The sequence below is a fragment of the uncultured Desulfovibrio sp. genome (genome assembly GCF_944324935.1).
Lineage (GTDB): Bacteria > Desulfobacterota > Desulfovibrionia > Desulfovibrionales > Desulfovibrionaceae > Desulfovibrio.
In genome coordinates this window covers 14,426-28,144 of sequence record NZ_CALUYG010000035.1, presented here as the reverse complement: position 1 = coordinate 28,144, position 13,719 = coordinate 14,426, and the positions used below count along the sequence as shown (strand labels likewise).

Here is a 13,719-nt window from a genome sequence, read left to right as displayed (position 1 = left end):
CAGCAGCAGCACCGGGCCGTCAAAACTCAATCGCATGTCGTCTCCCTGTCGGCCGGGGCCAGCCACAGCTCTCCTTCGGCCAGTCGACCGGCGGCCGGCCCGCCGTCCGCCGCCGGAGCGGCCACGAGCTGCCAGCCCACACGCCGGGGCGGCCCATCGTCCCGACCGGACACGCCGCCGGAGGACGGGTCGGCCGCCGGTCGCTTCCAGACGAGACGACAGGCGCAGCCCGGGGGCACGAACTGCCGGAAGCGTGCCTGCGCCATGCAGATCACGGGGCGGCCGAACGCCTGGACCGCCGCGCGGCTCACGGCCTCCAGCAGGCAGGAACCGGGCACGCAGGGCGCGCCGGGGAAATGCTCCTCGTGCAGGAAGGCGGCGTCGGGGACGCGGAGCTTCACCGGCGGCGGCAGCATGTCACTTGTCCCAGAGGGTCAGAAAGGGCTTGGCCGGCAGCAGCTCTTCGAGCGGGATGTCCACCTTCTGCGCCCCGGCGGCCCAGGCGGCCACCTGATAGGGCTGGAAGTAGACGCGCACGCCCTGCCGGGTCAGACCTATACTGGAAAAGTTGTCCACATCCTGCGTCGTGCCGTCAAGTATCCACTGATCCATGCGCCCGCCGGCCAGTCGCCGGGAAAGCACCTTGCGCGACTGGCCGGACAGCAGGGAGAGGGCCTTGTCCACATCCTCGAAGATGTCCACGAAATTGAGCCGCTGCCCGGTGATGAGGCTGTAATTGAGGGTGATGATATCCAGATTGCCGTGTGCGCCGCCCGTGTACGTCCAAATCTCGAAAACCAGGCTGGCGGCCTCCGGCGAGGGACGCAGCACCGTATATGTGCCGTGCAGGGCATAGCGGCTCACGTCCGACGTTTCGCCCAGCACTTCGGAGGTCTCGAACAGGGACGCCATCTCCGTTTCGAACGTATCGGCGATGCTGTTGACCCAGCGGCGCACATCCTCATCCACGGCGGCATGACCGAGAACGGGGTAGGCGATGGAGATGTCCGGCATGGTCTGCCGGCCCTGCCGTTGCAGCAGGCGTTCGGCCATGCCCGCCTTGCCTTCCCGCACGAGCCGCCCCTCCGACGTGATGCCGACCCGGCTCAGGCGTCCGCCGTCAGGGGCCGATGCCGCTCCCGGGTCCAGGAGATCCACGGCCAGGGCGGCGGGAATCCCCCCCGGCAGCGGCAGGCAGCAGACGGCAAAAAGAAGGACAAGGCGCGTGACGACCGGCAGACAGACAACACTGACACGCATGTGCGAAGACTCCGCAGGCAAGATTCGGCCCCGTTCCCGGAGGGAGCGGAGCCGTGGCTTGGTTGTAGGACCTGCGCCCGGATTCGTCAACCGGATTCGTCGCCGGCATCTCCTGAGGCCTGCCCGCCGCCAGCCGCACGCCTGCCGACCCTCTCCCGCAGGGCATGGTTGCGACCGCGGACGCTCTCTGCTATGCTGACAGAATGAAGATCACCTGCCCGGACTGCGGATTTTTCCGTGAACTTGCTGCGGATCGCGCTCCTCTGCGCGCTGTCATTGCCACCTGCCCCAAGTGCGGCTGCCGCTTCCGCTTCCAGCCGGAAGACGGCTTCAGCCAGGTCATCGAGCACGGTCAGGCGACGCCCGCCCGTCCCGTCGCGTCCCGTCCCCAGGAGGACGACCCCCTGCCGCCCGGAGCCATCGTGCCCGGCCGGGCCGGTTCCGCGCAGCCCGGCGCGTCCGCCGAAGCGGACAGCGGCCGGCCCCGCGCCCCGGAGAAGACGGCTCCCCCGGCCGGCGCGGCGGCACGTCAGGCTGACGAAGCCCGCCCGGAAGAGGACGACCTGTCCGCGGAGGCCTCATCCGTCAACCGCAAGCGCCGCCCGCGGCCCGCGGCGGAGGACGACGTCAATCCGTGGGACATGGCCCCCCGTCCGGCGGGCTACCTTTCCGCCTTCTATCAAACCACGCTGCGGGTCATGTTCGGCGCGGGGCGTTTCTTCGCGCACCTCGATCCCGAAGCGCCGCAGCTCCGGGCCCTGCTCTATGCCCTGATCATCACGCTGATCATGCTGTGCAGCCAGTACCTCTGGCTGAGCATGAGCCGGGAAATGCTGGAACAGGCCATGCCCGCCGATGCGCCGCTCATGGTCGTCATCCGCTTCGCGCTGGATCAGCCCCTGTTCTATTCGCTCATTTCGCTGGCGATATTCGTCTTTCAAATCTATCTCGGCAGCGCCCTGCTCTTTCTGTGCTTCCGCATGACCGGCGTGAAGCATGCCACCTTTTACATCATCTTTCAGGTCGTTGCCTACAGCACCGCCCCGCTGCTGCTCTGCATCATCCCCGTGCTCGGGCAGCAGGTCGGCTCTATCTGGTGTCTGGCCTGTCTGGTCAACGGCTGCCGCATGGCCCTCAGGCTGGACTGGCCCCGTACCCTGCTGGGCTTCGCGCCGCTCGTGCTGCTGTTCATCGTCATGCTCTCCAGCCTGCGTCTGCCCTACTAGGGACTGTCAACACTTCTTGCTGCCTGTTTGGGGGGAAGGGGACCCCCTCGCTTTGCTGTCGATGCCCGTAAGGCTCCCGCGTCGCCTAACGGACACGGCCCTGCGGGCCGCCCGTCGAGTCGCTGCCGGCGCTGGGGGGGCCCCTTCCCCGGCAAGCCCCCCCACCCCTTCTCCAGCGCGCTTTTGCGAGGGAAAGAAACAGCGACACAAGGCGTTCCCCCTCAAGGCACACGGGGCATTTATGAAAAATCCACGCTGCCTGTTGAACTAATATGTAAAATTTAGTCATGTATCCCGCCCGGGAGCGGAAGGGGGCGCGGCAAAGGGATGGTATCGCCCCTCATAGAGTTCTGCAAGTTCGATGAGTCGGGCCTCCGTACGGACGGGGCCGACCAACTGCATGCCGAAGGGCATGCCGTCGATGCTTCCGCCCGGATAGACCAGCACGGGATTGCCGGTGATGCTGAAAAGGTTCATGAGCAGACGGGCCTTGCCGTAGACTTCGGCCGGGGCGTCCAAACGCGGAGCCGTCATGAGTGCCGCCGGCAGCAGGAGTGCGTCCAGATCTTCCCGGGCAAGGAAGCTCTGCGTGGCTTCCGCCAGTTCCCGCCGCCGGTTTTGCGCCGCCCGCAGCAGGCTGTCCGGCATGTCCCTGCCGGCCGCGTAGTCCGCGGCCGGGACGGCGTTCATGCGATTTTTGGCCGGGCTCGTCTCCACATCCTTGCTGACGTCGCGGTAAAACTCATGGCTGCGCAGCCGATCCACCACGTTGCCGGTCTCCGCGTCCGTCAGCGGCGGGAAGTCCACCTCGACAAGCGTGCAGCCAAGGCTTGTCCAGCGCTCTACCGCTTCGTCATGGCAGTCGTTCGCGCCGTCCAGAGAGCCTGCCAGTTGACGAATGAGACGCGACATGATGCCCACGCGAGGCTTGCCCGTCCGGGAAACCGGCGGTAAATGGCTCCCGATCATGGCCTGCAGCAGCGGGACCATGTCCCTGGGCGAGCGGGTAAAGACGCCGGGCACGTCCATGCTGACCGCACGCGGATAGATGCCCCGCATGGGGAGCAGTCCCCAGCTCGGACGCAGTCCGAAAAGACCGCACCAGGCGGCGGGCAGCCGTACCGAGCCGCCCGTATCCGTTCCCAGCGCGGCAAGGCACATCCCTGCCGCCGTTGCCGCGGCGCTCCCGCTGGAAGACCCCCCGGGCGAGCAGTTGCGCGACAAGTGCCAGGGATTGACCGTCGGCCCCCAGCAGGACGTCCGGCCGCTGACATGGGCCGCGAATTCGTCCATATTGGTCTTGCCAAGGATGATGGCGCCCGCTTCGCGGAGTCCGGCGATGACGGCGGCATCCGCGGCGGCCGGGAGAGCGGAGGCGAATATGGGGCTCGCGACGGTGCTGGGCATGCCGGCCACGTCGATATTGTCCTTGACGAGCAACGGGATGCCGTGCAGAGGCCCGCGATCCTTGCCGGTACGCAGCTCCTCTTCCCGCTGTTCCGCCTGAGCCTCGGCGTCAGGAGCCAGCGTGATGACGGCATTGAGCCGGCCGTTGAGGTCGTCGATACGGCGGCGGCACTGCCGCAGCAGATCAGGGATGGACAGGCTGCCCTGCCGCAGCTGTTCGGCCACGGCGACGATGGCGGTCGTATGGCTGGTCGTCATGGCTTCTCCTCCTCGGCTCCCGCGGCGGTAGCTTCCACACTGCGCTGGGCGGTCTCCTGTCCCCATATCCAGAGCGCGACGATGGCGATGCCGAAGGCCACGGCCATGAAGGTAAAGACAGCCTGCATACCGCCCAGGTCAAGGAAGAAGGCCAGATAGTACGTCGCCAGCACGCCGCCCACGATGCGGGAGACGGCCTCGCCAAAGCCCGTGCCCACGCCGCGCAACTCCGTCGGGTACTGTTCGGCGACATACACCTTGCAGATGGGCATGATGCCGGTGCCGAAAAAGGCGACCAGCGCGCCGATGAGCAGCAGTGCGGTGATGCTTTCCGTAGCGGTCAGCAGGAAAAGCGCGATGATGGTGATGATGACGTAAAGGCTCCAGATGGGCTTGCGGCCGTACTTGTCGGCCAGCGGCCCCATGACGATGGAACCGATGCCCCCGAGAACGGTCATGACGCCGGCCAGGATGACGGAATTGGAGGGGGCGAAACCGTAGTTGGTAAGGATGGTCGGCACATAGACCAGCACGACGTACCATGTGATGAGGCCGGCGGAAAACATGGACCAGGAAACCAGCGAACGGCTCAGATACGGCGGGCGAAAAAGGCGCGTCCACTGGCTGGGCGCGGCCTTGGCGTTGATCGAGGCCTGACGCAGGTTGCGCAGCACGGCCTCATCCACATAGGCATCGTCATGCGGCACGCCCGCGCTGCGTTCCAGACGCATCACGAGCTGCCGCACTTCCTCGTGGCGGCCCTTCTTCATGAGCCAGCGCGGCGATTCGGGCAGCCAGCGGTGGAAGAGGTACAGACAGAAAATGGGGATCCCGCCCATGATGAAGGGGATACGCCAGGCGGTCTCCAGTTCAAACGTCCTGATGGCCCATGAGCCGCAGAGCGTCGGCAGGCAATAGGCCGCGGTCAGGATAGCGTTGCATATGCACACAAGGTTGCCGCGCGAACGCGACGGCGCGATCTCGGAGATCATCAGGTAAGGAAGGGGGAATACCGCCCCGGCCCCGAGGCCGGCGATGAAGCGCATGGCGACGATCCAGCCGATATGCGCGAACAGGCTGCCGATGAGCGTGAAGAAAGTGAAGATGAACACCCCCCAGAGCAGTACGCGCTTGCGGCCGTAGCGATCCGTCAAAAAGCCCGCTGAAGCGGTGCCGATGACGACGCCGACCGTGGAACAGGAGCCGAGCAGGCCGATCATGCTCGGATCCAGATCCCAGAGTTGCTTCAGCACCAGCAGGACCTGTCCGATCATGCCGATATCGAAAGCTTCCATGACCCAGCAGAGCGACAACAGTCCGACAAGCAAACGGACTTCGCGGCTCATGGGCATCCTGTCCAGACGGGAAATGAGGTTGGCTTCCAGGCGTAGTCGTTCTTCGCTCATGGGGATCTCCTTTGACGATGATAGTGATTTTTTGCACGAGAACCAGCAAAGTTCATTCCCGCTCTTTCCTCTTTTTGCCCTTCGATGTTTCCGTCAGTGATCCACATAGGGGAGCTTTGGTGGAATACAAAAAACAATACGTTGAATTAAAATAATTTTTGGGGAAAGCTCCGCCCTTTATGCTATATATCCTTCACCTTCATATGACCATACATCCACTTCATCATGTTTTGCCTTATGACGGAGAACAGTACAATATTGTCAATAAAAAAAGACATGTTGTTACGATTTTCTCCAGACATGTCCTTGTTTTCGGACACAGCATCCCCCTGGCTGGCGCGGAGGCGCGGCCCGCCGCCGAAACAGCGTCGGTCAACACACGCCGACGGGCGATCCCTGCCGACCGACCGCACACAAGCCGGCATAACCACTTGCAATAAAATCAGCTCTTGAGTTATGGCATGAATTTAGCTAACACTTTCATGGCATTACCGTCGCCGCCAAACGCATGACAGTTCATGCGTGTATGCGTGCGGCCCTGACCCTCTTTACGCTGTGCGCGGGAGACGCACGGCGGCCCTCGCAGGAGTTCCGTATGCGTCCCAGCGCCCGCACTTCCCTCCTCGTCCTCGTCCTGCTGATCTGCCTTGCCGTCCCGCTGACGGCCTGCACCAAGGCCCCGGACGACAGCCCGCAAAGCTTCACCACCACCGGCGATTTCAGCACGCCGTTCCAGTTCCAGATCGACAACTTCGTCCGCCGCCAGAATCCCGCGGTCTACGTCTCGCCGCTGCGCCCGGCGGGGCATCGTCCCAAGGCGCTGTTCGTGCCCTTCCGCATGATGCAGCAGACGGCGGGCGCGATTACGGTGGCCGATCAGATCACCCGGCAGTTCTGGCAGATCTGGCTTTCGCTCAATGCCTTCCAGACGTTGCAGTACGAACCCGAAGCCGGCCCCTACGATCCGAATCGCGCCCTCTACCTTGCCCGGCGTGAAGGCGCGGAACTCGTCATCGGCGGCTACATCAATCATTTTATTGACGGCGCGTCCGGCGGCGACAGTTCGGTCTCCCTTGCGGTGGAGATCTACGACGTCAAGTCCGGCATGCTGATCTGGTCGCTCGCGCAGGGCGGCATGATGGAGTCGCGTCAGGTGCACGACTTCTACCTCTTCTCCATCAAGGAGCGGAATCCGGTGGACGCGGCGGGCTTCATCGTACGCACGCTGGCCTGGGACATGGGCCACGAAATCCTCTACTGGGTCGATCCTTCCCTCCGCCCGTTCGAGGGACGCAGCAGCGGCAGCCTCTTCGACAGCAAGGGCTTTTGACCGCTTCGCCGCGGCAAACGACCGGCCGGAGCGACCGGCATCGTCCGCACCCCGCCCGCATCTGAAGGGAAACGCCTGCCGCCGCCCGCGGCGGGCGTTTTTTCTTTGCTTCACCCGGCCGACCATCCTGTCCGCCAGGCGTCCTCACGCCGCGACCGCGGGCCCGATCGTTCCTTTGGTTCGCCCCGACCGGCGGAACCACGCACCGCGCACAAAAAATGCTCGCGCCTCTTGACCCTTGCCTTACCCCATAGTTTAGCATAATCCCTTCCCCGCACCCCAAACCATGAGGAGAGGCATTCCCATGAAAGGTCAGTTACGCAGGGCCCGCCGGGCCATGATCTTTTTCTTTTTCAGCACAGGCAGCGTATACGGTCTGCTGACGGCCAGGATGCCCGCCCTGCGGGAGCAGCTCCAGGCGGGGGAAGCCCTCATCGGCATGGCCATGCTCTGCCTCGGCTGCGGCAGTCTGGCCGGCTTTGCGGCCATGCACGTTCTGCAACGCCGCCAAAGCACATGCGCCCTGCTGCGCCTTGGCAGCTTCGGCATGCTGCTGGCCCTGCCGCTCTGCGGACTGGCTCCCACTGGTCCCGCGTTTTGCGCCGCCTGCGCCCTGCTCGGGGCCTGCTTCGCCCTGACAGATGTGGCCATGAACACACAGGGCATCCTCCTGGAGCACCGGCTCCGGCACAACTGCCTGTCCGGCCTGCATGCCTGTTACAGCTTCGGAGGGCTTAGCGGCTCACTGCTGGGCGCGGTCTTTGCCGCGTGCGCCGCCGGTCCGCTTGTCACTTTCGTGACAGTGGCCGGGGCTGAGCTGATCTGCTGGGCGATCTTTGCGCGCCATCTGCTGCCTGACGGGCCGCGCGCGGCCCCGGCTGATGCCACCGCGCCCGCCGCGCGCGGCGTGCCCCCGTTCATCTACCTGTGCGGCCTGCTGTTGCCGTGGAGGGAGCCTGCGCGGAATGGAGCGCCCTGTTCCTGCATACGGTCAAGGGAGCGCCCGAAAGCACCGCCGCACTGGGCTTTGGCGCGTTTTCCGTCGCCATCGCCCTGAGCCGCCTGCTGGGCGACGGTTTGCGGCAACGCTGGGGCGATCTCGCCCTTTTGCTGCGGGCGACCGGCGTCGCTGCCTGCGGCCTCGTCATGGTGCAGCTCTCGCCGTGGCCCCTTCTCTGCCTGGCAGGCTACGCCCTCGCCGGCATGGGCATGGCCCCCGTCATGCCCGTTCTGCTCAGCCGGGCCGGCTCCCGCCCCGACATCAGCCCGCAGCGGGCCACCACGGCCATAGCCACCCTGGGATATGCGGGCCTGCTCATCGTCCCGCCGAGCATCGGCTGGCTCGCCCAGTGGTACGGGCTGCCGGCGGCCCTGCTCCTGCCGCTGCTGTTGACGCTGTTGCTCATGGCGGGCAGCCTGCTCCTCCGGGGGCCGGGCCGCACCCGAAAATGCTGACCCCCCCTTCCCCGGTGCGCTTTTATCAGGGCCCGCGGTTGGGCTCTAGCAGTTCCTTTTACCACCCCTTCAGCCGTTATGAACGCTGCCATGAGCCGACGCTATACCAGCGGGCAGTTTGCCCGTCTCTGTCATACCACCAAGGAAACGCTGTTCCATTACGACCGGCTCGGCCTGCTGCGGCCGCTGTCCAGGGGCGAGAACGACTACCGGTATTACGATGTCCGGCAGTTCCTGCAATTTGACATGATCACCCTTTTCAAGGAGTGCGGCACGCCGCTGAAGGACATGCGCGCCTGTCTCGCCACGGCGGCGGAGGGGGCATCCTGCCGCTGCTGGAGGAAAAGGCCCGGCGGCTGGCCGATGAACGGCACAGGCTGGCGGAACGGGAAGCGCTTGTGGCAAGTCTGCTCCATGTGGTGCGGGAAGCGCAGGCTACGGAGCCGGACCGCCTGCTGCTGCGGGAGATGCCAGCCGCCCGCTGGGAAGTGCTGCCGCAGCCCTTGCAGGGGCTGGATACGGAAGCGGGCATGGCGCAGGCCTCGGCGCTGTTCATGGAATCCTGCCGCCGGGCCGCCCGAACGCCCGGTCTGCCCACGGGCATCGCGTACCGGAAGGAAGACTTCCTTGCCGGCCGGCTGGCTGAAGGCGAGCTTTTCGCTCCGGTCGATGCGGCGACGCCGCCTGAACGCCTCCGGGAAAGTCGGCCCGGCCTCTATGCCGTGTACGCCCATCGCGGCGCGTGGGAAGAGCAGATCGCCTGCTGGCGGGCCTTGCCCGCCCTGCTGCGGGAAGCGGGACTGCGTCCGACCGGACCCGCACGCATGCTGGAAATGGGCAGTTATGCCCTGACCGGCAACAGCGCCGAATGCGTCATGCACTGCCACATTCCCGTTGTCTCCTGAAGGAGGGCAGAGAAGAGCATCCGTTCGTCTGCATTCGTTCCAGCCGTGTCCGTAAAGCGGGTGCGGCAGAGTCGTGTCCGCCCCCTTCTTGAAGAGCATCTTCAGTTTGCAACGCCTGGCGTTCAAATCAGGCAGGATGCTGCCTCGCATTTTGCCTTTCCCAAAGGCAAAATGCTGTAAAAGCGCGCAGGGGAAGGGATGGGGGGCTTGGGGGGAAGGGGGACCCGCTCCCGCGCCGGCAGCGACCGAAAGGCGGCCCGCAGGGCCGTGCCCGTCAGGCGACGCGGGAGCCTTACGGGCATCGACAGCAGAGCGAGGAGGCCCCCTTCCCCCCAAACAAACGAAGCGTATTGCCCTACGAGGCCGCATGCAGCCAGCAGCGCACCCGGTGTCCGCCCTCTTCCCGTTCGTCCGGCAGGCTCTGGCGGCAGACCGGCAGGGCCTGGTCGCAGCGGGGCGCAAAGGGGCAGCCCGCGTCCCGCTGACCCAGCGGCGGCACGCTGCCGGGGATGGCCGGCAGTCGTCGTGCGCCCAGCGGGGCCCGGGCCGGTGAGGATCCCATGAGGCCGCGGGTATACGGATGCAGGGGGCGGGCGAAGACTTCGACCGTGGGGCCGTATTCCACCAGATACCCCGCGTACATGATGCCCACATGGGCCGCCACCCGCGCCACCACGCCCAGATCGTGGGTGATGAGCAGCACCGCCATGCCCCGCAGTGCCTGAGCGTGGATGAGGGCAAGGATCTGCCCTTGCAGGGTGGCGTCCAGCGCGGTCGTCGGCTCGTCGGCCAGCAGCACATCCGGCTCGCAGCTCATGGCGGCCGCGATCATGACGCGCTGCCGCATGCCCCCAGACAGCTGGTGCGGATATTCGTCGTAGCGCTCCGCCGCGGCGGGGATGCCCACCTCGGCGAACAGGCGGATGACCTCGGCTCTGGCCTGCGCCGCCGACAGGCCCGCATGCAGCCGCAGGGCCTCGGCGGCCTGATCCCCCACGCGCAGCACCGGATTGAGGGCCGTCATGGGCTCCTGGAAGATCATGGCCAGATGCCGCCCGCGCAGGGAGCGCATGCGCGCTTCGGGGAGGGAGAGCAGATCCTCCCCCCGGTAAAGGATGCGTCCGCCAAGGCGGGCCTGCGGCGGCATGAGCCGCAGGATGGCTCGTGCCGTCAGGCTCTTGCCGCAGCCGGATTCCCCCACGAGGCAGGTGATGGCGGCGGCGGGCAGATCAAGGCGCAGATCCTGCACGGCGGGCAGGAGCCTGTCCTCGTCGGCAAAGGTGACGCTCAGGCCCTCCAGCCGCAGCAGGGGCCCCGCCCCGCGGGCGTCCGCCGGCGAGCCGGCCTGCGCGGCGCACTGCCCGTCGGACATGGTGGAAAGGGACATGGTGCATCCTCCCGGAGCAGACAGATTGCCGTCGGCGGCAGGCCGCCTGACGGGAAGGGACGGCGCGCAGGCCGGCTCGCCGCGTCAGCGGATGACCTGTTGCCTGCGATAGGCCGTATAGGCCTCGCGGGTGGCGATATAGGGATCGACGGCGGCATCCTTCAGGCTCTTGTAGGTGGGCAGCAGCACGTCCAGCGTGTTGAAGCGCAGCCAGAGTTCCGACGCCGTGGCCAGTTCCCAGGGATAGACGTAGAACATGGGATCGGTGAAACAGTCGCCGACGCGGCCGATGCCGTCCCGCAGCGAGCTCGGCCCGAGGAAGGGCAACACCAGATAGCAGCCGTGACCAAGCCCCCAGCGGCCCAGCGTCTGCCCGAAATCCTCGCCGCTGGGATCCACCGGCACGAGGGTCTTCTTGTGCTTGGCCACATCCACCACGCCGAAGCCCACAAAGGTGTTGATGATGAAGCGCCCGAACTCCACCCCCGCTTCCTTGAGGCGGAGCTGAAGGATATTGTTCACAAAGCGCGTGGGAAAGAGGACGTGCTTGTAAAGGTTGGACATGCCCCGCCGAAACTGCACGGGCGTGATGGTCTCGTAAAAGGAGTAGACCGGGTCGGCCACATACAGATAGAAGACGTCGTTGAAGGCGAACCAGAAGCGGTTCCACGGCTCCAGCGGATCGGCGATGCTTTCCACGGGCGTTTCGTCGTAGTCGTCCAGACTGTCGGAATACTCCGCATCCGGCGAGCTGACGCTGACGGCTCCGGCGGGCAGGGCCGGGCTTTCGGCATCATAGAGGCTGGACGGCTGCTGCCGGGCGGGCTCCGGGGAAAGGCGCGTATAGGTGGGCTTGGCGTGCGCGCCCGTGGCGGCCATAAGCAGGCACAGGACCGCACATGCCAGCATGCGGCGGAGGGCGGCAAAAGCCGCCCCCGCGAAGATCACGCGTTTACCTGGCATTGGCGGCGGCTTCCTTGGCCTTGGCCTGCACCCGGCTGATGAGCTCGTCGGGCGCGGCATTGGACAGGATATCCTGGAACTGGGTACGGTAGTTCTTGACCAGGCTCACGTTCTCGATGAGCACGTCGTAACAGCGCCAGGCCCCGTCCTTGAGCATCATGCGGTAGGCCACGGGGACCTTCTTGCCGTCGCCCAGGGTGATGATGGTACGTTCCTCCACGCGGGTCTGTTCCTTGTTGGCGACCTCGCCGGTATAGGCGATCTGCTCGCCGTTGTAGCCGTCCACCTTGCTGATGTAGGTGGTCAGCAGCAGATCGGCAAAGGCGTCGGTAAAGCGCTTCTGCTGATCGGGCGTGAAGGTCTTCCAGCGCGGTCCGGCCGTGCGGATGGCGAATTCCTGAAAATCGAAGACCTGCCGCACCAGGCCGGCGATCTTTTCCCGCTGGGCCGGGCGGGTGGCCGCATTGGCGTAGGCCGGCGCCTTGATGCAGTCAAGGATGGCGGTCACATATTTTTCCAGCGTGTCGCGCGCGGGGCTTGCCGCGACGGGCCGGGGAAAACACACGGTCAGGCAGCACAGCAGGGCCGCCAGGGACAGAAGCAGACACGACGCGCGGCGTCCGTAACGGGCAGTCAGCATAGAATTAGACACCTCCAAAGGCATATTTGCCGATAAGCGATTCCAGATCCACGGCGGATTCCGTCTCTTCCAGCGTATCGCCGGAGGCAAGGACATCATCCAGGCCGCCGGGTTGCAGGTTGATGTATTTGTCGCCGATGAGGCCGCTGGTCTTCACCGAGGCGATGGTGTCCGTGGAAAGCTTCAGATCCCTGTCCAGCACGAGGCGTACCAGCGCCTGCCGCCGGGCGGGATCATCATCCAGGGTGATGGCGGCCACGCGCCCCACGGGCACGCCGGCCATCTCCACATCCGCGCCCACGCGCAGGCCGCTGACGGAATTGAAACGGGCCGTCAGCTCGAAGCCCTTTGTCTCGAACAGCTCCATACGGCCCAGTTTGATGGTGAGGTAGGCCACGCACACGAGCCCCAGCAGGACGAATATCCCCACGGCCGTCTGACGAAAACCGTTCATGCGGCACTCCTTTTCCTTCCACGTTGATAAAAGGTTATACGCAGCCCGGCGGCAGGATTCAAGCCCGGCCCGCACCCTGTCAGGCATCCAGCCAGGCGGCGATGGCGCGGCGGACGCGCGGATCGCTTTCGGAATCCTGCGCCGCCACGTCCCCGGCATCGGCCTCACGCCGCAAAAATCGCCGCAGATAGGGGTCGTCGCAGGCTTCCAGTTCCGCCAGAGGGCCGGAAAAGACGGCCTTGCCCTCGCGCAGCACCAGCACATGGTCGGCGATGGCGCGCAGGCTGTCCAGATCATGGCTGACCACCACGATGCTCATGTCCGGGAACCGCTCATGCAGCGAGAGCAGGAGCGCGTCCATGCGGGCGGCGGTGATGGGATCAAGGCCGGAGGTGGGCTCGTCACAGAGCAGGATGCGCGGCTCGGCGATGATGGCCCGCGCCAGCCCGGCCCGCTTGCGCATGCCCCCGGAAAGCTGGTTGGGGTAGTAGTCGGCGAAGTCCTCCAGGCCCACCAGCCGCAGCACCCGCAGCGCCGCGTCGCGGATGACGGCTTTCGGCAGGCGCACATGTTCGGTCAGCGGCAGGGCCACGTTCTGCGCCAGCGAGAGCGCGCCGAGCAGCGCCCCGTCCTGGAAGAGCACGCCCATACGACGGCGGATGCGCCGGGCCTGCGCGGGCGGCAGGGCGAACATGTCCTGCCCGCCGATGCGCACGCTGCCGGCCAGCGGCCGGGAAAGGCCGATGATGTGCCGCAGCAGGGTGGACTTGCCGCAGCCCGAGCCGCCCAGGATGACGGATATCCTGCCGCCGGGCAGGGTGGCGTCGATGTCCCTGAGCACCACATGCTCGCCGTAGCCGGCGGTCAGACCGCGGAAGGCGATGTCCCATTGCGGGGAGGCGGAGGCATCCGCCGTGTCCCGCATCCGTACCGAGTTTTTGCTCATATCTTCCTCTTGCCGGCGGCCCGCTTGTGTGACCGGCGGGCATCCGGCCTTGCCTGCCGTCGCCCGGCCTGCCGCCGGAGCG

Annotated in this window: 13 protein-coding genes and 1 pseudogene; 5 read left to right on the top strand and 9 right to left on the bottom strand. The window is 65.9% G+C overall.

Annotation, left to right across the window (positions count from 1 at the left end):
- Positions 1 to 26: 26 nt before the first annotated feature.
- Both Q0J54_RS08955 and Q0J54_RS08950 read right to left on the bottom strand, forming a co-directional pair.
- Positions 27 to 416 carry a hypothetical protein gene (locus Q0J54_RS08955; RefSeq protein ID WP_296305131.1) on the bottom strand — a complete coding sequence of 130 codons (390 nt, stop codon included), beginning with the start codon at positions 414 to 416 and terminating at the stop codon, positions 27 to 29.
- 1 nt (position 417) lies between these two features.
- Positions 418 to 1,260: a DUF3298 and DUF4163 domain-containing protein gene (locus tag Q0J54_RS08950; protein WP_296305130.1), complete on the bottom strand. Its 843-nt coding sequence runs from the start codon at positions 1,258 to 1,260 to the stop codon at positions 418 to 420.
- A gap of 164 nt (positions 1,261 to 1,424) precedes the next feature.
- Here Q0J54_RS08950 and Q0J54_RS08945 point away from each other — a divergent pair, with 164 nt between their 5' ends.
- Entirely contained in the window at positions 1,425 to 2,486 is a 1,062-nt protein-coding gene (locus Q0J54_RS08945) for a YIP1 family protein (RefSeq protein WP_296305129.1), read from the top strand.
- Positions 2,487 to 2,771: 285 nt separating this feature from the next.
- Here Q0J54_RS08945 and Q0J54_RS08940 read toward each other — a convergent pair whose 3' ends face one another.
- Together Q0J54_RS08940 and Q0J54_RS08935 are read right to left on the bottom strand one after the other, a co-directional pair.
- Entirely contained in the window at positions 2,772 to 4,151 is a 1,380-nt protein-coding gene (locus Q0J54_RS08940) for an amidase (protein ID WP_296305128.1), read from the bottom strand.
- Positions 4,148 to 5,557, bottom strand: coding sequence for an MFS transporter (locus Q0J54_RS08935; protein WP_296305127.1), 1,410 nt, complete (start codon positions 5,555 to 5,557; stop codon positions 4,148 to 4,150). The genes Q0J54_RS08940 and Q0J54_RS08935 overlap by 4 nt, the downstream gene beginning before the upstream one ends.
- Positions 5,558 to 6,152: 595 nt before the next feature.
- On the opposite strand from Q0J54_RS08935, the gene Q0J54_RS08930 reads away from it, so the two are divergent.
- The 4 genes and pseudogenes from Q0J54_RS08930 to Q0J54_RS08920 all read left to right on the top strand — a co-directional run bounded on the left by Q0J54_RS08930 (position 6,153) and on the right by Q0J54_RS08920 (position 9,247).
- Positions 6,153 to 6,887 (top strand): hypothetical protein, encoded by a 735-nt coding sequence (locus Q0J54_RS08930; protein ID WP_296305126.1) that lies wholly within the window; start codon positions 6,153 to 6,155, stop codon positions 6,885 to 6,887.
- A gap of 304 nt (positions 6,888 to 7,191) precedes the next feature.
- Positions 7,192 to 7,944 (top strand): hypothetical protein, encoded by a 753-nt coding sequence (locus tag Q0J54_RS08925; RefSeq protein ID WP_296305125.1) that lies wholly within the window; start codon positions 7,192 to 7,194, stop codon positions 7,942 to 7,944.
- 476 nt (positions 7,945 to 8,420) lie between these two features.
- Positions 8,421 to 8,582 (top strand): annotated as a pseudogene (locus Q0J54_RS12225) (MerR family DNA-binding transcriptional regulator); the annotation flags it as partial.
- A 26-nt stretch (positions 8,583 to 8,608) separates the two neighbouring features.
- The gene (locus tag Q0J54_RS08920; RefSeq protein ID WP_296305124.1) at positions 8,609 to 9,247 is read left to right on the top strand and encodes a hypothetical protein; all 639 of its coding nucleotides are present in this window, start codon (positions 8,609 to 8,611) and stop codon (positions 9,245 to 9,247) included.
- A 355-nt stretch (positions 9,248 to 9,602) separates the two neighbouring features.
- Here the strand turns inward: Q0J54_RS08920 and Q0J54_RS08915 are convergent, their stop codons facing one another.
- The 5 genes from Q0J54_RS08915 to Q0J54_RS08895 all read right to left on the bottom strand — a co-directional run bounded on the left by Q0J54_RS08915 (position 9,603) and on the right by Q0J54_RS08895 (position 13,637).
- Positions 9,603 to 10,634, bottom strand: coding sequence for an ABC transporter ATP-binding protein (locus Q0J54_RS08915; protein WP_296305123.1), 1,032 nt, complete (start codon positions 10,632 to 10,634; stop codon positions 9,603 to 9,605).
- 84 nt (positions 10,635 to 10,718) lie between these two features.
- Complete coding sequence (locus Q0J54_RS08910; protein ID WP_296305122.1) at positions 10,719 to 11,597, bottom strand: VacJ family lipoprotein; 879 nt, start codon at positions 11,595 to 11,597, stop codon at positions 10,719 to 10,721.
- On the bottom strand, positions 11,587 to 12,237 hold the full coding sequence (locus Q0J54_RS08905; protein WP_296305121.1) for an ABC transporter substrate-binding protein: 651 nt from the start codon (positions 12,235 to 12,237) through the stop codon (positions 11,587 to 11,589). Before Q0J54_RS08905 ends, Q0J54_RS08910 begins: the two co-directional genes overlap by 11 nt.
- Positions 12,238 to 12,241: 4 nt before the next feature.
- The gene (mlaD, locus tag Q0J54_RS08900; protein WP_296305120.1) at positions 12,242 to 12,691 is read right to left on the bottom strand and encodes an outer membrane lipid asymmetry maintenance protein MlaD; all 450 of its coding nucleotides are present in this window, start codon (positions 12,689 to 12,691) and stop codon (positions 12,242 to 12,244) included.
- Positions 12,692 to 12,770: 79 nt separating this feature from the next.
- A complete protein-coding gene (locus Q0J54_RS08895; protein ID WP_296305119.1) occupies positions 12,771 to 13,637 on the bottom strand; it encodes an ABC transporter ATP-binding protein in 867 nt (288 codons plus the stop codon).
- Positions 13,638 to 13,719: the final 82 nt, after the last annotated feature.